The organism is Parashewanella sp. 2304DJ23-3 (assembly GCF_056591695.1).
Genome location: NZ_JBWQOH010000009.1, coordinates 99078 through 120146 on the forward strand (window position 1 = coordinate 99078; position 21069 = coordinate 120146).

At 38.8% G+C, this 21069-nt stretch carries 15 protein-coding genes and 1 pseudogene; 9 read left to right on the top strand and 7 right to left on the bottom strand.

The window, feature by feature from the left end; all coding sequences use genetic code 11:
- Nucleotides 1-63: 63 nt before the first annotated feature.
- Complete coding sequence (locus AC1EU2_RS15140) at nucleotides 64-699, bottom strand: MarC family protein (protein ID WP_480299122.1); 636 nt, start codon at nucleotides 697-699, stop codon at nucleotides 64-66.
- Between the two features lie 241 nt (nucleotides 700-940).
- Here AC1EU2_RS15140 and AC1EU2_RS15145 point away from each other — a divergent pair, with 241 nt between their 5' ends.
- Nucleotides 941-1246 (top strand): hypothetical protein, encoded by a 306-nt coding sequence (locus tag AC1EU2_RS15145; protein WP_480299123.1) that lies wholly within the window; start codon nucleotides 941-943, stop codon nucleotides 1244-1246.
- Entirely contained in the window at nucleotides 1243-2451 is a 1209-nt protein-coding gene (locus AC1EU2_RS15150; RefSeq protein WP_480299124.1) for a glycoside hydrolase family 18 protein, read from the top strand. The genes AC1EU2_RS15145 and AC1EU2_RS15150 overlap by 4 nt, the downstream gene beginning before the upstream one ends.
- Nucleotides 2452-2511: 60 nt before the next feature.
- Here AC1EU2_RS15150 and AC1EU2_RS15155 read toward each other — a convergent pair whose 3' ends face one another.
- Nucleotides 2512-5187 carry an EAL domain-containing protein gene (locus AC1EU2_RS15155; protein WP_480299125.1) on the bottom strand — a complete coding sequence of 892 codons (2676 nt, stop codon included), beginning with the start codon at nucleotides 5185-5187 and terminating at the stop codon, nucleotides 2512-2514.
- A gap of 273 nt (nucleotides 5188-5460) precedes the next feature.
- Here AC1EU2_RS15155 and AC1EU2_RS15160 point away from each other — a divergent pair, with 273 nt between their 5' ends.
- Together AC1EU2_RS15160 and asd are read left to right on the top strand one after the other, a co-directional pair.
- Complete coding sequence (locus tag AC1EU2_RS15160; RefSeq protein WP_480299126.1) at nucleotides 5461-6132, top strand: cupin domain-containing protein; 672 nt, start codon at nucleotides 5461-5463, stop codon at nucleotides 6130-6132.
- A 1829-nt stretch (nucleotides 6133-7961) separates the two neighbouring features.
- Nucleotides 7962-8840 (top strand): annotated as a pseudogene (gene asd, locus AC1EU2_RS15165) (archaetidylserine decarboxylase); the annotation flags it as partial.
- Nucleotides 8841-8970: 130 nt separating this feature from the next.
- Here the strand turns inward: asd and rmuC are convergent.
- The gene (gene rmuC / locus AC1EU2_RS15170) at nucleotides 8971-10431 is read right to left on the bottom strand and encodes a DNA recombination protein RmuC (RefSeq protein ID WP_480299127.1); all 1461 of its coding nucleotides are present in this window, start codon (nucleotides 10429-10431) and stop codon (nucleotides 8971-8973) included.
- A 163-nt stretch (nucleotides 10432-10594) separates the two neighbouring features.
- On the opposite strand from rmuC, the gene msrP reads away from it, so the two are divergent.
- Both msrP and msrQ read left to right on the top strand, forming a co-directional pair.
- Nucleotides 10595-11632, top strand: coding sequence for a protein-methionine-sulfoxide reductase catalytic subunit MsrP (msrP, locus tag AC1EU2_RS15175; RefSeq protein ID WP_480299128.1), 1038 nt, complete (start codon nucleotides 10595-10597; stop codon nucleotides 11630-11632).
- Nucleotides 11629-12240 carry a protein-methionine-sulfoxide reductase heme-binding subunit MsrQ gene (gene msrQ, locus AC1EU2_RS15180; protein ID WP_480299129.1) on the top strand — a complete coding sequence of 204 codons (612 nt, stop codon included), beginning with the start codon at nucleotides 11629-11631 and terminating at the stop codon, nucleotides 12238-12240. Before msrP ends, msrQ begins: the two co-directional genes overlap by 4 nt.
- 95 nt (nucleotides 12241-12335) lie before the next feature.
- Here the strand turns inward: msrQ and AC1EU2_RS15185 are convergent, their stop codons facing one another.
- On the bottom strand, nucleotides 12336-14840 hold the full coding sequence (locus tag AC1EU2_RS15185) for a S8 family serine peptidase (protein WP_480299130.1): 2505 nt from the start codon (nucleotides 14838-14840) through the stop codon (nucleotides 12336-12338).
- 419 nt (nucleotides 14841-15259) lie between these two features.
- Here AC1EU2_RS15185 and AC1EU2_RS15190 point away from each other — a divergent pair, with 419 nt between their 5' ends.
- The 3 genes from AC1EU2_RS15190 to AC1EU2_RS15200 all read left to right on the top strand — a co-directional run bounded on the left by AC1EU2_RS15190 (nucleotide 15260) and on the right by AC1EU2_RS15200 (nucleotide 18994).
- Nucleotides 15260-15727, top strand: coding sequence for a curlin (locus AC1EU2_RS15190; RefSeq protein ID WP_480299131.1), 468 nt, complete (start codon nucleotides 15260-15262; stop codon nucleotides 15725-15727).
- 11 nt (nucleotides 15728-15738) lie between these two features.
- The gene (locus tag AC1EU2_RS15195; RefSeq protein ID WP_480299132.1) at nucleotides 15739-17610 is read left to right on the top strand and encodes a curlin; all 1872 of its coding nucleotides are present in this window, start codon (nucleotides 15739-15741) and stop codon (nucleotides 17608-17610) included.
- 289 nt (nucleotides 17611-17899) lie between these two features.
- Complete coding sequence (locus AC1EU2_RS15200; RefSeq protein WP_480299133.1) at nucleotides 17900-18994, top strand: hypothetical protein; 1095 nt, start codon at nucleotides 17900-17902, stop codon at nucleotides 18992-18994.
- Between the two features lie 54 nt (nucleotides 18995-19048).
- Here the strand turns inward: AC1EU2_RS15200 and AC1EU2_RS15205 are convergent, their stop codons facing one another.
- The 3 genes from AC1EU2_RS15205 to AC1EU2_RS15215 form a co-directional block, all read right to left on the bottom strand.
- Nucleotides 19049-19717: a helix-turn-helix transcriptional regulator gene (locus tag AC1EU2_RS15205; RefSeq protein ID WP_480299134.1), complete on the bottom strand. Its 669-nt coding sequence runs from the start codon at nucleotides 19715-19717 to the stop codon at nucleotides 19049-19051.
- A 149-nt stretch (nucleotides 19718-19866) separates the two neighbouring features.
- On the bottom strand, nucleotides 19867-20658 hold the full coding sequence (locus AC1EU2_RS15210; RefSeq protein ID WP_480299135.1) for a CsgG/HfaB family protein: 792 nt from the start codon (nucleotides 20656-20658) through the stop codon (nucleotides 19867-19869).
- 11 nt (nucleotides 20659-20669) lie between these two features.
- A complete protein-coding gene (locus AC1EU2_RS15215) occupies nucleotides 20670-21056 on the bottom strand; it encodes a curli assembly protein CsgF (RefSeq protein ID WP_480299136.1) in 387 nt (128 codons plus the stop codon).
- Nucleotides 21057-21069 lie beyond the last annotated feature (13 nt).

Here is a 21069-nt window from a genome sequence, read left to right on the forward strand (position 1 = left end):
AGCATTCTATGTAGTTGATTTAACGGATTCAATAATATTGCCGTTATAGAGAGTTAAATATTTTTAAAGTAACTCAGTGGTTTCGATAATATGAGCAATTGCACCTGCAAAAATGAATTCAATTCCAAGTGCCGCCACGATGAGGCCAATGAGTCGATTTATCATTAAAGTAACATGACCATTGATTTTATGGCTAAGCTTTTCTGTTAGTAAAAACAGGCTTAAAATAATTACACCTGCAGTACAGATAACGGCAAACATAAAAAGTTCATGTTTGAAGCTGTTATGCATGTGGGTATAGACCACAATGGTGCTGATGGTACCTGGGCCTGCGAGTAATGGGAGCCCTAAAGGAACAATAGCCAAACTGATTGGAGACGCTTTTTCGCTGGCAGATGATTCACTGTCGCCATTTTGCTTCGAACTCATCATATCTAGTGCACTCAAAAATAACAGTACTCCTCCTGCAATTTTAAAGGTGTTGATAGAGATAGAAAAAAACGATAAAACTTGTTCGCCCCAAAAAGCAAAGCTACCCAGAATAACAACATAAATTAGGCAAGCTGTATAAATGGTTTGACGCTTCTCTTTTGGTGCAAAGCCTTTTGATATCCCCAAATAAACAGCGGCTGCTGCCATTGGTGCTGTAATAGCCGTTAAGCTAACGGTTAATTTGATGTATTCATTAAAATCAAGCATGGGTTTACCTGCTAACTGTTCCTTTATCCAGCTTAGTACATCACCTTAGAAAGAATAAGTTTTCACTTTCAAGATTCAGCAGGTATTAAGTTGTAGGTAGTTAAGATGACTCATCATGCGAAAATAATAAATTCTAAATTTGAATAAAAATACTTATTGGCTAACAGCTTCTGGTAATACAGTTCAACAGGATTACGAACAATCGCAGTGGTTTTACACACCCGTTAAATAGTATGCAAATTTGCAATTATTTAAACGTATTCCTCAAGTTCATTTGAACTTTCACTGCACAAAAACTTTAAATGATAAGTTTCAAATCGATGTAAAAAATGAAGACTCACATCATCTAGCATTTTTAATCCATTTGCGACTGAATCAGCCTGAACCATCAAAGTCGAAGTTCGCACTTTGGAGTGAGAGCTATATAAATTTAATGCCAGGAGAATCTAAACAAGTTTCCTTGATATTTAATGATCAAGAAAAATTACCTTCTATTTTCTCAACGGCGTGGAATGTACCTCAACAAAAAGTAGAGTGTCCGTTATGAAACCGAGATTGATTAAAGCGAGTAGAGTAATTCAAGGTTCGTTAATTCTTTTTGCTAGTCATGTGTATGCACAAGAATTGTATTGTAACTCAGCTGGTTTCAAGGAGGCTGTAGCTAAAAGCAACTTGGTTGATGCTTACTTTTCTCCGGAGCACCTTATAAGCCGAAATGAATTGGAAAATATGCAAGCGAGATTACAACATGTTGATGTAATCAGTTATGGCTTTGGAACCATAAGAAATAACCTCTTAGAGTTTTCGAAAATTGATAAGCACAATATTAAATTGCTGAATCAATGGCGATGGGAAAACGCCAGAGATAATGGGGAGCCAGAGTTTGCGCTGGTGTTATCGATTGGTGGTTGGGGAGGAAGGCACCGTTTTACCACTTTTTTAACCAATCCAAACAAGCGCAGTATTTTTGTTCATTCGGCAAGTATGCTAGTAAACAACAATAACCTAGATGGAATCGATGTTGATTGGGAAAATGTTTCGTTGACATCTAAAACTGAGCAAAAAGGTGTGTCTAAATTGATGAGACAATTAAAAAATCAATTACCTTCTGGTGCATGTGTTTCTAACGCTGTTCCAGCGACGCCTTTTTATTGGAACCAGTTTCCAAGTGCTGAAGCATGGCACGACAATGTGGATTGGAGTGTTGTCATGGGCTACGACCTTTATGGTACATTTGGACCGTTCACTGAGTTAGCGTCGAACTTGTACGAGCAGAAGAAAGCTAAAGTCCCAGATAATGAGTATCACTATAACTACCCTGAGTCGGTATCGGTTGCTAAAGCGGTTGTGCACTACAAAAATCAGGGGCTACCCACCAGTAAGATCATTTTAGGCGTGCCTTTTTATTGCCACAGTTATTACACTGATTCAGCTGATGCAGGAGGATATCGCCAGCGAGTGTATGATGCGAATATTAGCTCTCAAATTCCTTTCAATCAGGCAGCGGGTATTTGGGAGCGAGGCAAAAAAGCACACTTCAATGATGGCAGTGCTTACAGCTTGAGTAAAATTCATGGCACAACTGGTACAGCGAAGTATCAATTCTTAAGCTGTGAAACACCGAATTCTATTGCGAACAAAGTGAAATTTGCTAAACACGAAAAATTGGCTGGGATGTCTATGTGGGAATTGTCCCAAGATGTGAACTATGAAGATTCAAACTCTCTGCTGCGTGCTATGACGAATCAGTAAATCTTAAATGAGTGCATTGTAAAAATGTACAATGCACCTTGCCTATTTCCTATTGTTCGTTTATCCAGCTAACGTTTCATGTTCTTTTGTGGCGCTTTTATCGAATGTTTTATTTAATGGTTGGGTGAGCAAGTATTCAGTCAGCGCTTGGTAAGAAAGAGGCTTACTGAAAATATAACCTTGAATAAAGCCATCACCAAAGCGCTTGATTTGATCAAGTTGGAACTCAGTTTCGACACCTTCAGCAACAATATCTAATTTTAGGCTATCAGCAATGGAGTAAATGGCACCAATAAGTCGAGTGTCACAGCTTTCTTGGCTTACGTCTTGAATAAAACTTTTATCGACTTTTAGTACTTTTACGGGAAATCTTTTTAAGTAACTTAATGATGAGTAACCCGTACCAAAATCGTCCAAGCTAATTTTTATACCCATTTGACTAAATTTGAGAAGCTGATTGTAAGCTTGGATGTCATCATCAATAAGCAGGCTTTCTGTAATTTCTAAAATAAGCTTATTGGCAGGAAGGTCATACTTTTTAAGGTATTTAACTACTTGTTCTACGAAATTACCCTGTTTAAATTGAATTGAAGAAATATTTACGGCGACTCCAGGAGAGTTCGATACCATAGTTTTCCAAGAAGCGGCTGCATGGCAAGCTCTATCGAGTACAAGTTCACCAATTTTGTTAATTAAGCCAACTTCCTCTGCAATTGGGATGAATTTTATCGGAGAGATTGCGCCTTTCTCTGGATGATTCCAACGCACAAGCGCTTCAACATAGGATAGATGCTCTGAATTGCTATGATGAATGGGCTGAAAGCACACAGAAAGCTGGTTCTTTTGGATGGCTTCTCTTAATTCAGTTTCTAACTGGCAACGAAGGCGAACGGCTTCGTCCATTTCTCTTGTGAAAAATTGAAAATTATTGCGCCCCTTGGCTTTAGCTCGGTACATGGCGATGTCTGCATTTTTGACTAAAACCTCAGGCTGAGTACTGTCTTCTGGGTAAATCGATATACCAATACTTGCTGTAACGTATCCTTTGTGTTCACCCAAAGTAAATGGCTTAGCGATTTCTTCGATGATTTTATTAGCGACTTTATCGATGGCATAAATGTCATTTTTATTGGGCAAGATAACGGCAAACTCATCGCCACCTAAGCGAGAAACTGTGTCTGATTTACGTAAAATTTTATTAAGCCTCTGCGCAACGCCTTTGAGAAGTTGATCTCCTTGAGAGTGCCCAAAGTTATCATTAATACGTTTAAACCCATCTAAATCAATAAAAAATACAGCCAGTTGTGAAGATTCTCTATGAGCCACATTGATGCAATGTTCTAGCTGAGATGAGAATAAATATCGATTTGCCAATCCTGTCAAGTTATCGTAATTGGCTTGCTGGAAAATCTTATGCTCCGCTTTTTTTCGTTTCGTTATATCACTAAAAAGAGATACATAGGCTTCAAACTCTCCGGTAGGGCTAGTGAGTGCGGTGACCGAAAGCCATTCATAATACAGCTCACCATTTTTTCGACGGTTACAAATCTCACCTTGCCAATATCCATCCGTTTCAAGCGCAATATACATGTTGTTATAAAACTCAGCGTCATGGCGTCCAGACTTTAAAAGAGAAGGTTGCTTTCCAATAACGTCAGTTTCTGAATAGCCAGTAATTTTCGAAAATGCTTTATTTATGGCAAGAATGTTAGAATTTGCATCACATATCATTACGGCTTCTGTTGCGGTATGGAATACCGTGGAAGCGAGCCTCAGGTCTTTTTCGTTCTCTTTTATGTAAGTGATATCTTGGCTTATTACCACGTGCCTTGAATTGTTTTCCGTCGCAGAAAGTGGATAGATATTGGTGAATTCCCAGTATTCTTTACCTTCAACGTCAACACTCATCAGTTCACCTTGCCAAGCACTTCGTTGCTTCATGCTTTGAGCTACTTCAACGAGGTGAGGGTTTGTTTTGATGTATGAATCAATAAAGTTTGGCTTTTCTGAGGTGATCGAGTTTTTTCTGAGCAACTGCTGGTACTCAAACTCTTTGTTGTTATAAATGATGTTGCTCTCATCATTTAAAATCGCAATAGACATCGGGCTGTGTTCAACAATTTGTGATAGAGCCTTAATTTTTAAGTCGGCTTTGGCTTTTCTCTTTAAGAGATAAACTAAGAAGATGATCATCAACGCTAAAGCCGTAAGCCCTATCAAAAAGTATATGAGTTGTTGTTTCGACTTTTCTTTAAGATTGATAACTTGTTCGTCGACCATATCTTCTAGGCTTTGCTGATAATGCCAGAGCTGATCTTGAAGTAGACGTTCTGATGACATATCTCGAACGATGGAGAAGAGCAATGTTTGTTTATTTATGTTTATAGGGGATGAGTAAACTTGGACAGTTTTTACGCTTGAAGCCGCTTGATGTCGGAAAATGAAATAGTTTCTATTTTCAGCTTTTGCAGCTTCTCTTTCCTTAGCAACTTGAGCCGTACTCAACATATTAATTTGTTGAATGTTCATATTTTCGAGTTGTTTAATTGAGTAGCCGTAAAATTGGCTCGCAGCTGTGTTAGCTTTTGTAATCTTTCCAGTTTCAGGTTGTATCAGTAGCATGACTAAACGATGCTTATTGAAGGCGGTATCAAACGCTGTGTTTGCAAAAGATGAGGGTAGCAGAGTGCACAAAATGCACAGGAGTAGGGAGGTGTATCGAGTGCGTTTAAGCATCTAAGACTACTTATTTTAATTCCTTTTTATAATAAGCAATTATCAATACTTATTAAGTTCAGGTAAATAAGCAATCAGTTTGAGAATATTGTTATAAATCAAACAATCTTTAGTGGAGAGCAATAAATATACAAGTTTTACTTGCGGAAACTTGGTCTGAAATGAACAAAGCTGAATATTCACTCACTAACTTTGTTAAGTATTTAGTACACTTGATAGTATGGCGATAAAGTAAAAAGCAGGCGAAATTAAATCAAAATAGTAGAGTGTGAAATGAACTTACATTTAAACAGTGATTTTAATCAGAGAGTCGTCATTCTTCCATCAGACTATGAATGGGTAGACTCTCCTATGCCAGGTGTTGAGCGAATGATGCTTGATCGAATTGGCGATGAAGTTGCAAGGGCGACGACAATTGTGCGTTATGCCCCTAATAGCGAGTTCTCTGCGCATATGCACACAGGTGGGGAAGAGTTTTATGTGATTGAAGGTATCTTTTCTGATGAACATGGTGACTATGCTCAAGGTACGTATGTGAGAAATCCCATTGGTACTTCGCATAGGCCAAAAATTGGAAAAAGTGGTGCAACCATCTTAGTTAAACTCCATCAGTTTTCAGATCAAGACACGCAGTCAGTTAATATGAATACTTCTGTTGAACCATGGTCACAAGGCTTAGTTGAGGGGCTATCGGTAATGTCTCTGCATGAATTTGAGAGTGAACATGTTGCTCTGGTGAAATGGGAGCCGCATACTCAGTTTTTGAGTCACCAGCATTGGGGAGGGGAAGAGGTTTTTGTTGTTTCAGGTACCTTTTATGATGAACATGGCATATACCCAAAAGGCTCATGGATAAGAAATCCACACCTGAGCAGGCATCAGCCTTTTACTAAGCAAGACGGCGCAATCATTTTAGTAAAAACTGGCCATTTACTGATTTCATGATTTTTATTTAATACTTTTTTCTCATTTTTCTCTCGACTTACAAATTGGTATTAATCATTCCCTAGAACAAGCGTACAGCTTTGACTCTTTTGATTTTGTTATTAATGCCAGATGAACAAGGATTAACTGTGAGCTAGGGCCATCAAGCCTAAAATGAAGATATGGGTATAGTTTAATTACAGGAATCTATGGAAGCGTCTTTAGCCTTAGCCGAACTTCCTCCATCTCTTGCTGGTTACACAGTCTCTAAGAGAGAGAGCAAACATACTCAAAGTCTTACTTTTAAAAGTAAGAAACACGGCTGGGCGACACGAAATTACAAAGTTGTATATTCTCCCAAAGATGATCATTTATACCTTAAACATAAAAAATGGTTCTCTCCAGTGTGGTATAGAAAAGAGAAAATAGATCCACAAAACTTTCCTAAAGATGGTACAAAAAGTTCGGTGATCGAATATGTACGTTCAACTCCGAATTTTTTACCAGAAGAATCAAAAAAGAATATGTTCAGGGCATCTTCACATGAAAGTAAAGGTGAGACGCAGTCCGTGTCTCGTGACAAATTATTGCAGCGCAAGCCTGATATCACTGATTCATTAGATACTTCTGATTGTAAAAGTAGAGAGCAGTTTACAGCTTCAGTTAGAGCACACCCTCTTGGTAAACAGGGCTTGCACGAATACTCACATTCAACAGAGTGTGGTGATTTGATTGATTCAAAAGTTAATACTGCAGCTAGAGTGAATTCTCATCAGCAACAGCGACCAATTCAACACATGACTTCTGAGCATTGGTTACACAGTGATGTGATGAGAGTTATTGTTGAAAAGCAAAACCTTGCTAGCGAGCTAGCTTCTCTATTTCATAAAAATGAAGATACTAGAAAAAGCATTATTGAGCTTTTGAATCAAAATGGTGATTCCAGCATAAGAAGGCAGTTTTTGGGGGAGTTAGCTGCTCTATTTCATAACAATGAAGATACTAGAAAAAGTATTATTGAGTTTTTTAATCAAAGCGGTGATTCCAGCATAAGAAGCCAGTTTTTGGGTGAGTTAGCTGCTCTATTTCATAACAATGAAGATACAAGAAAGAGTATTATTGAACTTCTGAGTCAAAATGATAATGCTAATTTAAGAAGACAGTTTTGGAATGAGCTTGCGCCTGAACATTTTAAATACTTTGAGAATCTATTTAGAGAACAGTGCGAAGAACTAGATCTTCTTTCTTTTAATAAGTTATTTGCGATCATTGAAAAAAGTTTCCCTGATGAGCCTCAGTTAATATTAAATTGCCTTTCAAATGATAAATTTACATCGGTTTTCGAAGACGATAAGAACTTTAGCATTCAAAAATTGATCTTAATGAATGATGATAGTTTTGTGAGCCAGTTGAGTGTAGAAGAGCAAATCGATTTTATTAAAGCTTGCTTGGTTGATGAACGATGCAATGAGTATGTGGAAAAGCTTAGGCATGTGATTCACAAGATTATTTCAGATCCCGCCCTGCAGTTGGATTTTTTCTATTGTGTTACTTCAAACCCCGCTGCTTGTCACATTTTTAAAGGGATTGATTTACTACCTGAAGACTTGGTTGGATATTTATCTGTTTTTACTTCAGAAGCCGAATCACAACTTCAACTTGCGCAAAGGTTAGATCTCATAAACCCTGTGTTTGCGGTTCAATTTATCAGCAGACTTCCTGTTGAAATTCAAGAGGAATATTTGAGTGGACTTTCAGAAGAAAAGAGAATTTGGGTTAAAAATTCACTTGCAACTACTGATTCTTTGGATACGAAAGATGTTGATGAAATCGAGTCACCTCGTCCAGGTATAGGAGTTGAGGTAAAGGATTATTCAGGTAAAAAGAATAGAGCAAAAGCACTCGCTCAGCGTGTTGCGCTAAAGAGGCCAATAACCAAGATTGCAGGAAAAGTAGCTCGAGTTGAAAGAGGATGGTTTAAAAATTCATTTATCAACTGGTATATCAGAAAATACAATATCAATATGGAAGAAGCATTGAAAAAAAATGCAGAAGACTATCCCACATTTAATGATTTCTTCTGTCGACGGTTACAGCCAGGAGCTCGGCCCATTTGCATGCAACCTAACGTGTTAACTCACCCTGTCGACGGAACAGTCAGTCAAGCAGGGTCGATTAATCAAGGCCAAATAATCCAAGCTAAGAATCATAATTATTCAGTACAAGAGCTTCTGGGAGGAAGAAAGGAAGTATCTAAGCCCTTTGAAAACGGAAAGTTTGCCACAATTTATCTATCACCAAGTGATTACCATAGAGTGCATATGCCTATAGATGGCACTCTTAAGAAAATGATTTATGTTTCCGGAGATCACTACTCTGTTAGCCCAAACACAGCGGCACATGTGAAAAGGCTGTTTGCTAGAAATGAAAGGGTTGTTTGCATTTTCGATACGCCAATTGGTGAAATGGCAATGGTAATGGTAGGAGCAACAATTGTATCGAGTGTGCAACCTGCATGGGAGTCTAAACCAGTAACAGCCAAAAAAGGTGAAAAAATCAGTGTCTGGGATTATGACACAACTGGACCTAATGCTCGAACCTTAAAAAAAGGTGAAGAAATGGGTCACTTTAAACTCGGAAGTACAGTCGTAGTGTGTCTTGAAGACGGGGATTTCGGAGACTTTATAAAGACGACTAAGCCAGGTATGAAAACCCAAATGGGAACGGCGTTTGGTTATAGTGTAAAAAAAACGGCTAAAGATACGTCCGCTGTATCTTTTCATTCTGAAGAATCTTTAAATGATGAGCCTGCTCTATGCCCAGCATAAACAAACCTTAGTTTGAATATGCCTCTGCAGATCATTTTTTTAAAGAACTTTCTAAACTATCATTCAAAGCATTATCAATAAGTATCTTATCTAAATTCTTCGTAGTATCAACACCCAATTGTTGCATTTGGTGTGCTTGCCTAATCACATTGCCTTTACCTGTAGAGAGCTTACTCATTGCAGCGTTATAGCTCTTGTCTGCTGTCTCTAAAGCTCTGCCAAGCTTATCCATGTCGGCGACATAACCACATAATTTGTCGTAAATTTTACCTGCATGTTGAGCAATTTTTTGCGCATGTTGGTTTTGATACTCATAACGCCAAATATTATTGATGGTTCGAAGCGCAACCAGTAAGTTTGTTGGGCTTACCAGCATCACATTTTGCTCGAGTGCAAAATTAACAATGTCTGGGTCGTTCTCAAGCGCTAATAAAAACGCAGGCTCGATAGGAATGAACATCAACACATAATCTAGGCTCTTCAAACCATGCAATTGCTGGTAATTTTTCTGACCAAGACCTTTGATATGTGTGCGGATAGACAACACATGTTCTTTAATTGCCGCTTGTTGCTCTAGCTCATCATCACTATTGAAATAGCGTTCATAAGCGATTAATGACATCTTAGAGTCAATAACAACGTCTTTTTCTTCTGGTAAATGAACGATAACATCAGGTTTAAAGCGCTTGCCGTCATCATTTTTTAAATCTGATTGCGTTTCGTACTCATGATTTTCCCTCAAGCCACTTTCTTGGAGTACTCGTTCGAGTATGACTTCGCCCCAATTACCCTGCTGTTTGTTATCGCCTTTTAATGCATTGGTCAGGTTAATCGCATCTTGGCTCATTTTTAAATTCAGCGTTTGCAATTGTTCCAACTGATGCTTTAAAGCGCTGCGTTCGGATTGTTCATGATTGTATGATTCATTAATTTGCTTTCTGAAGCCTTCAAGTTGCTGTTTGAATGGTGAAAGTAAACTTGTGATCTGTTGATTATTTTGTTGATTAAACTTTTCACTTCGGTCTTCAAAAATTTTGCTTGCCAAGTTTTCAAATTCGGTCTTTAGCCTTTGCTCTGCAGATTCCAATAATGAGATTTTATCTTCTAACGCTTTCTTTTCAGCTTCATGGGTAGCTGTAAGTGTTTTATGCATCGCATTTGATTTAGATAGAGACAATTGCGCTTCCATTTGCTTGCGTTGCGCATCTTCAAATTTTGCCTCAAGGGAGGGAACTTGTGCCGTTATCGCTTCAGCTTTACCAAAAGCTTGAATCGTCTGTTCAAGTTTATTTCTAGTTTCTGACAACTCTTCGCTTAGTTTTTCCACCTCTTGAGTGGATTGAGCTTGTTTCATTTCGAAGACTTGTTCCCAGCGTGAACGGGTAAGTCTTTGGTTAACTAAAGCTCCCAAGAAAAAAGTTAAGATGCAAGCTCCAGCAGAGACGATGATTTCTGCGGTTGTAAAGTCGGCAAAAGGTGCAAATTCTGTCATGATTCAATTAAAGATAGGTTCGATGACTATAAGGATGTCATGCTCTAAGTGATGCTTCAAGATAAGCTGCTACAATTTGAGGTATATCGTAAAAAAATTGAAAGAAACTTCGAAAAAGAGCTGTCTATTAATGCAAATGAAAGTATTGCGCTAGAGGTGTATCGTGGCTAATAAAGGTAATTTTGTAAAAGGTGTTTTAAAGAGAAAAGCTTGGGATTTACCTGAAAGCGAAGTAACACCAGAATCCGTGTTTAAATCTCGACGCAAGATTATCAAAGCGCTTGGTTTAGGTGCTGCAGGCGCAAGCTTATCTGCAAATGTTCAAGCTGGTTTATTTGATGTATTTGGTGATAAAAAAGCGGAACCTCAATTTAAAGTTAAGCCGTTAACCTTTACGAAAAATGAGAAATACCAAACCTCTGAGATATTAACACCTGAAACTAAAGTCACGACTCACAATAACTTTTTTGAATTTGGCACAAGCAAAGCCGACCCCGTTAATAACGCACAAGGCTTAAACGTTGAACCTTGGAAACTAGTCGTAGATGGTGAAGTAGAAACGCCATTAACCCTAGGCTATGACGATTTATTTAAGTTAGCGGCATTAGAAGAGCGCACATACAGGCTTCGCTGTGTTGAAGCTTGGTCAATGGTAATCCCTTGGGTTGGGTTTTCACTTGCTAATATCATCAAAAAAGCAAATCCAACCAGTAAAGCTAAGTACGTTGCTTTTGAAACTCTTTACGATCCGAACCAAATGCCGGGGCAAAGAAACCGCTTTGTAGGTGGTGGTATTCACTATCCATACGTTGAAGGGTTAACGCTGCCAGAGGCTATGAATGACTTAAGTTTTTTATCCGTTGGTTTATATGGGAAAACGCTTCCTCCTCAAAATGGTGCACCAATTCGTTTAATCGTGCCATGGAAATATGGTTTTAAAAGCATAAAATCGATCGTACGCATTCGCTTAACGGATAAGAAACCACCTACTAGCTGGAATCAACTAGCATCTCACGAGTATGGTTTTTATGCCAATGTGAATCCAGAAGTTGATCACCCTCGTTGGTCACAAGCGACAGAGCGCCGTATTGGTGCTGGTGGATTGTTTTCAGCGAAACGTATCTCGACGTTGCCGTTTAATGGTTACGGTGATGAAGTTGCAAGTCTATACACAGGGTTAGATTTGAGGAAAAACTTTTGATAAGAGTGAAGCCCAAGCAGTTGAAGTGGGTAAAAGCTCTTTTCCATTTAATTGCTTTAGCACCAATTATGTTTTTAGTGTTTGATGTAGTGAGTGATAACGCTGGGGGTGATCCTGTGCAATACATCATTCATTACACAGGAATTGGTGCACTAAACACCTTGTTTTTGACCTTATTGATCAGTCCTGTGGCAAAAAAATTTAAGATGGGATGGTTAGTACAAACGAGGAGGCTGGTGGGACTATATGTTTTTGCCTACGCTACTTTGCATATTGCTTCGTACTTTGCTTTAGACTTAGTTTTCGAGTGGTCATTGCTTGGTGAGGAAATATTTAAGCGTCCATACATCCTCGTTGGTGCCGCAGCATATTTGATTCTGTTTGCTTTGACTGTAACGTCATTTAAGAAAGTGATGAAAAATATGGGACGCCATTGGCAAAAACTGCATAACTGGATTTATGCGGCCGCCATTTTAATTCCGATACATTTTTATTGGTCTGTTAAATCAGAAATCATCGAACCAAGTATTTATATTTTTATCGCAATTGTTTTATTGAGCTTTAGAGTCGTGCCTAAGTTGAAGAAGATAAAACAAAAGAAACGGTGATGCAGGAAGCAGTTATATTAGAAAAAGAGTGATAACAAGTTATCACTCTTTTGTTTTTTTAAGGCTAATCGAATTAACCCCTGATCATCCTTGAATTAGAATGAAACAGTGAAAGGGTCAGAACATAAGCTTGATTCTGTTTCACAAACTTTATATTCATAAGTACCGGCTGCATCGCGGATACGGTCACGTTGGCGGCCGTCGTTACGAGTTGTAGATACCATTTCACCATTACGGTAGATTGCTACGTTATCGCCCATTGCACCTGACCATGTTAAGTCAATATAAGCCGTGCCACGACGAGTAATGCGTGAACGACGGATATCTGCGTCAATACTGTGTGCAAACACATCGACAACCATACTTGTAGAACCTTCACGACCTTCTGCATCAGTAGCGGTTAGCATAACTGTATAAGAACCAGCTTCAGCATAGCTGTGCATTGGGTTCATATCGCTTGAAGTATTACCGTCACCGAAGTCCCAGCTATAGCTAGCAATATCTTCGTTTACATCAGAACTCATGTTTGTGAACGATACGTCAAGCATCTCCACATCATAGCTAAAGTCAGCTACTGGAGCAGCAGGAGCGGCTTCACCCGTACCTGAGATAGTAAGTCCCCAGCTATTTAAGCGCCCAGTGTCAAGGTTCGCATTATCACTTACAGACAGAGTCCATGTGCCCATTGCCATTTCAGCGTTAAAATCAGCAAGACTATAACTCATTACTAAGTCATCAGCTGAGCTTCCTTCACCATCGTGAAGTACGACTTCTGTGCCATTTGCTGAAGTAAGAGTTACACGCAAATCGCCTCTCCAAGTATGAGTGATATCAACATGTGCTGTCACACCAAATACTTGTAAGTCATCTGCGATTTCGATTGTGCTCGTAATACCTGTAGCATCGTTATCAGGGATATCCATACCGTCAGTGTTACTGTAATCAAAGTCTCTTAGACCAGCAGGTAACACTTCAAGAGAAACCGTTTTGCTCTTAACCATATCACCGTTAACAGCTGTAACTTCCATTGAATAGTCGCCGTAGCCTGTATCCTCAGAAGTCATTACGTCTAGCGTGAATGAACCGCCAGCAGAAACAGTTGATGCAGACAGTGAAACACCGTCAAGTGATGGCGTAACTGCAACAGAAACGTCAACGTCCCCAGTCCAACCCGCTACGCTACCAACATCGAAGGCATAACTAGCAGATTCACCAGCAGAAATTGTCTGGCTTGCAGGTTGAACAGTTAAGCGATAGCCTGGCTCTGGATCGGCTTCTGTTAGCGCTGTCGCAACGTTCAAACGTTTACCAGAAGCAACTAAACCATCTAATGCTGGAATAGCGTCACCCGTTTCCATAAGAAGTTGTTTCATTTCAGCTACAGTTAAGTCAGGATTCAAAGACCAAACTAAAGCTGCTGCACCTGCAACGTGAGGCGTTGCCATTGAAGTACCAGAGTATGTACCATATGTATTTCCAGGTAGCGTTGACAAAATTGCACTACCAGGTGCGCCGATATCAACACTGGTAAGTCCCCACTGAGAGAATGAAGACATGTTGTCGTTACGATCAGTACTCGCTACAGCAACAATGGATTCTGAATCATAACTTGCTGGATAAGAAGGTGTTGCATCATTATCAAATGCATCGTTACCAGCTGCAGCTGCAAACATGATTCCTGCATCACCGCCAGCCTCAATAGAGTCTTTCAAGGCTTGGCTAAAACCACCGCCGCCCCAAGAGTTGTTAGTGGCAACAATATTGACACCACGATTAACCTTAAGATCTGTCATGTAATCAATACACGCAATGGCGTTTGATGTTGAACCACTACCTGAAGCATCAAGAAATTGGCAACCGACGATGGTAACATCCCAGTTAACACCTACAACACCTACGCCATTATTACCTGTTGCGCCAATCGTGCCTGAAACATGAGTACCGTGACCATTTTCATCCATCGGGTCACCAGTGTTATGAACTGCACTGAATCCATGAACGTCATCGACAATGCCATTGCCGTCATCATCTATACCGTTGCCAGGGACTTCACCTGGGTTTGTCCACATATTAGCTTGAAGATCTGGATGGTTGTAATCAACACCCGTATCGATTACACCAACGACAATATCGTGGCTACCTGTAGTTGTATCCCAGGCTTCAACGGCATCAATATCTGCATCAGCAGTGCCGCCATTTTGACCTGTATTATGTAATCCCCAAAGCGTATTAAAGTCAGAGTCATCAGGTGTACCGATCGCTTTAACGATATAATCTGGTTCTGCATATTCTACTGCAGCGTTTTTGCTGATTAGCTTAATTGCAGTTTTAACGTCCATCCCTTTACCAAGCTTAAGCTTAGCTAGGCGGCCGTCCATAAAGCGAGCAAACTTGTCATCAATACCGTCGGCATTGTTGTCATCCATTAACGCACGAATGGATTGGCGAGCGTACTCTCTGTCTTTCTTAGAAGATTCAGTCTTATATTTTACAAGGATAGAACCTTGTTCAAATTTAGGTGTGGTTTCTATTTTAGCGTGAGCAGATGCTGTCATTACGCCAGCAATTGCGACAGCCAAAGGTGAGATTTTTTTTAACATTTCCCAGTTCCTATTTTGTCAGTCCATGAAAAAACTTTTTTGTTATTCCCTGCTATTCCAGCTTGTTATTGCATTATTGGTTTTTAAACCAGAAGAAAAGCTAAACAAATAACGGACATTAAAGCAGGGCAATTGATGACATAGTGAAACGGCTATTTAAAGATGTAGATTTTTTTTTAGTACTAATGGACTAGAGGGTTGGGTTAGTGGAGTCGCTGTAAAAGGCTGCATTCTTTATTGATAACCTGTTAAAAAACGTGAGGTTATCAAATTACTCATCAATTTAACATTTTTTTTACAACGTATTAAATTCCGACTTTTTTCCGATTGAAGCTACTGAAAACCTCTGTAACTTGAACGGCAACTTAATGTCAGTATTCGTGTGCTGAGTTGGGTTTAAATTCAAAAAGGTTTTGAGTATGCGAACAATCAAAGAAAGTTGGTGGAATATGAAAGTGAAAACCTCGTTTAAAGTAACGCTTTTGTTCATTGCCGCTGCGTTTACATCATTCGTTTCTGCGAATGATGAGTGGAATTCTGAAGATTATGCAATCTCATTGTCTCTTGAGAACTTATTGACAAGCAATAATCGTGAAAACCTCATTTCGTTATTTCAATCAGGTTCAAACAATGAAGCTGTTCTTCTTCAAATTGGCAGTAACAATTCGATTAATGTTGCTCAAATTGGAAGAAACAATGTTGCAGTCGTGAATCAGTTTGGAAATGACAATGAAGTAGAGCTAAACCAGCTTGGAAATAACAACTTTGATGTAATTATCCAAAATGGTGATCACAACTTAGTTGAAATAGATTCTTTGGGAAATACCGGATTTATCATTCAACAAAATACAGATAATGCAGTTGTAAGGATTTCGCAATTTAATTAGGGAGAAGCTAAATGTATATCAATACAAGAAAATCAATGTTGGCTTTAGCCGTGTCTTCAGTACTTAGTGTAAGTGCTTTTGCCGGTGAAGGTAACGAAATTACTGTAGTTCAATCTAACGAAGCAATCGGTGAAACAGCAGTTGGCCAAGATGCTACGTCTATTCAATTTGGTTTTGATCATGTTAGCCGAATTAACCAAACAGGTGATGATCAAACTGCCGATGTAACTCAAGATGGTATTTTTACTGAATCATATTTGAATTCAACGGGTAATGTTAACTCTGCAACAGTTACACAGTTGTCTTTTTGGCATATCAGTAATATTGATATTACTGGTGATGAAAACCAAGGTGTTGTTTTTCAAAATGGTTTCTTTTCTCAAGCAGACTCTGATGTTATTGGTAACTTTAACAGTTTTGATGTGACTCAGCTTGGGGATACCAACGAGTCAGTGGCAGAGCTCTATGGTGATGAAAACACGTTAGTCGTTAGTCAAGATGGAAATGACAACTTTTCTACTTTCCGTGTTGAGGGTAACCAAAATGATGGTGACATTACTCAAATTGGTGATAGTAACGTTGGTGGTTTTATATCTCTTGATATTACGCCAAACGTTGGTGATAACAATGATGTAACTGTTGTTCAAGAAGGTAATGGCAACTTAGGTGCGGTAAAAGGTGTTTTAGGTAATGATAACACCATGAGCTTTGAGCAAACGGGTAATAGTAACTCTGGGTTTGTTTATGCACTTGAAGGCAGCCGTAATGATATAACTGTCACTCAAGATGGTAGCGATAACCAAGCTTGGATTGCTTTTGCTGCGGGTGATGGTAATGATATTGAAGTAACTCAATCGGGTTTCGGTAATGAAATTGGTTCAGATTTCAATGGCGGAGAGTTTGCTGCTCGTATTACTGGTGACGTGAATAACATCGACCTTCAGCAAGAAGGAGATTTTAACGGCATGGATATGGAAGTAACGGGTGACGATAACCGTATAGATTTAGATCAGGAAGGTAATGAAAACTATGCTTTAATGAGAATTACTGGTGATCGAAACGTGATGGGTATTCGTTCTTCTGAAGACTTCAATGATGCTCGCTCTTCAATAGTAGGTGATCGTAACCGCGTTGATATTCGTCAAGATTTCGATGGAACAGTTGATAACTCTTCTTGGGTTGTTGTTGAGGGTAACGATAACTTTGCACAAACCGATCAAGTCGGTGAAGAGAATGATGCCGTAATTACTGTTACAGGTAGTACTAACCGTTGGCTGTATGCTGAACAAGATGGCGGCGGTAACAGCAGCGACTTCAATGTGATTGGTGATGAAAACCAAGTTCAAACTTACCAATGGGGAGAAACTAACGTTATCGGAGCAATTCAAAGCCCAGAAGAAGGTGCAAGCTTTGATGAAACAGCAGGAGTTGCTTTGACACCAGGTTTACTTGTTCAAGGTGCAAATAACCAATTAGAAGCCACTCAATACGGTAATGATAATTTATTTTCTTCAGCAATAATTGGTGATGATAATGCAGTCACATTATGGCAAGAAGGTGATTATAATAACACTGAGTTAGCTATATTAGGCAGCGGGAATGATGCATCTGATTTAGTTCAAATTGGTGAGTCAAATGAAGCCGTTTCTTGGACATTTGGTGATGATAACGAAATCTTCTTCTCTCAAATTGGTGCTGAAAACGTTATCGGCGGTATCGCTGGTGTAAGTGCTGACTTTAGAGTTGAAGGTAATAATAACTCAATTTCAATCACGCAGGATGGAACAGCAAACGCGGTATATGGTTTGACTGTAGGTAATAGCAATAGCATTTCTGTAACTCAAACGGGCACAGGTAATGTTGCAACGGTTGGACAAAACTAAAATCCAACCTCTGTAAAGAGTAGCGTTTTGGAGAGCTTCGGCTCTCCTTTTTTGTATTTAAAATTCATTGCTTTTAGCATTGAACGAGGCTCAAAAAATCGATTTAAGGCGCTATCGCACAAAAATTTAGGTTTGTATAAGAGATTAATAATCTGAGTGAAAAGATTTAACTTGATGAAATAGTTAATATATAGCTTAAATTTAATGTACATTTAATGGCTTTTGTCTTGTAATGATAAATAGATTTGTGATCTAATTAATTAGTTTTTCTAATTTGAGGTTAGCCGATATGCAAGTTTCTTTGACTGCTTGTACTGGACTATCGACGCAAAGACCTCCTGCTGAAGAACTCGATATTTCTTCGCTGTTTAACCGAGATTCTGATCTTAATGAAAGCAAAGCTTGTCTTGATAAATTGAAAGATAAAGCAATCAATGACAGTAACCTTGGGTGTATTGAGATTATTCAGAATGTTGCATTAAATTCGGATGAGCTGGGAGTATATGCTGAAGAATTACTGCTAGAAATTATGCGTAACGCCGGAAAAAATAATCAACAATTCGAGGTTGCTAAAACTGTTCAACAATGTGCTCAAAAGGCAGTAATGACAGGCTCTGCAAGTACTAGCAGTAGTCGGATTTTTGACAAAGATTCATTACTGAAAACGCAAGTACATATACTCGCTGCAACTCTACTGCCATCGCAAACTGAAGAGGTTATTCCTGAGCGAGTAAAAGAGGACATTACCAGTAACTCCAGTAGATTTAAGTCGATCCCTACAAAAGATGGTGTTTTCGGTAATGCCGTCACTTTGAGTCAAATGAAAGAGCGTATTACATATTTAGATCGGTGTCAGAATACTTGTTCTGAATATTGTGCTGTATATCTGGCTGATAAGCTTGGTGTGGATTGTCAATTTACTGATTTTGAAAATACAGATCAAATTGATTTGTTCTATCCTTTATCTATGAGTGCTCCAGAGGCTGAAGGGCAACTTTTATATACTAATGGTGCTACTCCTGAAGGTATAGAGGGTTATTTAAAAGGTTTAGATAAGAATCAATGTTACCTACTTAGGACAGGTCAAAACGGCGGTGCAGGGCATAATTTAGTTCTGTACTCTGAGGGGGGAAACTGGTTCATTTCAGATACTAATCATCAGCACTTAAGAGTTACTGCAAATGATAAACTTACTCGTAGTGGGGCACAAATGTTAGTCGCTGAAGCTGCAAACTGGGGAGTAAACACAGAACAAGCTTCTATATCAGCTGTAGGAGTTACTGAAAAAGGGCTGAAAGATATGATTGAATATATTAAAGATTGTAGAGTGCACGGTGTTGATGTAGCTATAGAAAGGCAAAATAATAGACAGATGAACATATAACTTGCACAAGCTTTGTTGCTTCAAATAAACAAAGCTTGTACCAGATAAACATTTCTAAGCCATTAATTGACCTTGGTAATTGTTCGACCAGCGAAGTAATTCTACTCGATTACGAGATTGAGTTTTTCTAAAGATTGATGATAAGTGAGCTTTAACAGTGTGCTCACTAATACAAAGTCGATAGGCTATTTCTTTATTTCGAGCACCACTTGATACCAGTTGAATTACAGTCTTTTCCCTTAATGTAAGCATTTGCCACATTGCCACGCTTTCTTCGCTTTTGTCCAATTGAGCTTCAGGTTTTATATTTTTAACTAACCCTTTTAACATATGGCTCATCATCTTTCTATCGTACCAAAGCTCGCCATTGAGCATTCGTTTAATCCCAGTCAGTAAGAGATCCATACCAATGTCAGAGTACAAAATGCCATGAACGCCTAAAACTACAGCGGAATCTTCGGATATCTTGTTTCTCTCAGCTTGGTACACGGCAATAGGTAGTTCTTTGATCAAACGAGCGACCACTAACGGTAAGCCTTTACTGTCTTGCGGCATACCTTTTTGAGGTATTAAGCAAAAGCAGTCGGCTCTTTTAGAATGATGTATTACTTCAGATACCTCTTTGAGGACTCTAACTTTTATGCCTACGGATTGAGCAAGCGTAGCTAAATGGCATGGTGTATCAAATTCGTGAAGAAAAAGTAATTCCTTTACTTGATTCATTTCACATTCCCCTTTTGAATGTAATCCTTTATACATAAATTTGTATTATGGTGTTTGGTTCTTTTTTATACTTTTTTCTTAGCCAAATCTGCCACCAATTCAGGTTAACATAATATTAACTTTTGTAAATGGCATCTGGTACAACCTGTTTAAGAATGATTCTTTACGACTTCTTGATTATTCCAAAACCCTTTGTGCATGCCTTGCTCTATCAATTCAATCACAGCTAATTCAATAGCTTGTGTTACACAAAGTTGGACAGGTTCATTGGTGCTATAGCCCATTTCTGCTTCTGCTAATCGGCTTAAACTTGTAAATCGAGTAAGTCCAGCTCTTACCTCTTGTGAGAAGATTTTCTTAGTTGTGTTGACTGATAACATGATTTTACCGGTGTGGACGTCAATCGCTCTTAAATAAATAGTGATCTGGTCTTCTCTGTACAATTCAGAAGCACCTAATCCAAAATATGCTGCACCGATACCACCAGTGCTTGTGTTTGTTTCATAGCTTATTATTCCACCCTCAAGTAATAAGCGTGCATTGGCTAAATCAGGAATGGTTACCTTGGCATTCTTATTTGCTTTGGCTTTATTCTTTTTAATTATCTTTCTTTCTGTTAGAAGGTTTTGTAAACCTTCACGCTCCACAGGTGTAAACCATTCCGTATCTAATAAAGTTTGCAGCAAGATTGCATTTGCACCTTGAGTCACCGCCGTCGAAAATGAGCTAACATTTTGTTGTGGTTTGTATTGACCTGTTTGATCTCTAAAAGAATAAACAGCGACAGGGATAGCAAACTTTGGTTTTGGTTTAGCCTGTAACGCTTTCAATACTGAACTTGGGCGATTGATTGACGCTTCTGAAAGGTTAAAATCTGGTTTAGGTACTATCCCGCAACCTGTTGTGCTTAAAAGAAGAAGTACGGAAATTAGCTTTTTCATTGTCTTTCTCCTTATAGGCCAGGTGTAAACATTTCAATAATGGTCGTTTCACCAGTTATCTCATTGAGGATGGTAACTTCAAAGCGGCCGCCTCCTAGGTCCACAACGGTGATTTTGTAGTCTCCGGCATCGAAAACACCCTCTTGTAATTCTCCGTCTGCGAAGTCACGAGTAATTTTACTCATAATATTTCGCTCTAGTGATTCCTTGAAACGTTCAACAAAATCTTTTGAACGATCTTCAGAATGATCATTTTGTGCATTTGCTTTGGAAAGTAAAAACGAGCCGTTCAATGGATTACCACCAAAAGTAGGATTGATGGGGGTATAGATAATTTCAGTTGCAGCAGCATTAAAACAGCACGCAGATGCCACCATTACCAGTGATTTGATTTTCATTTTTATATCCCTT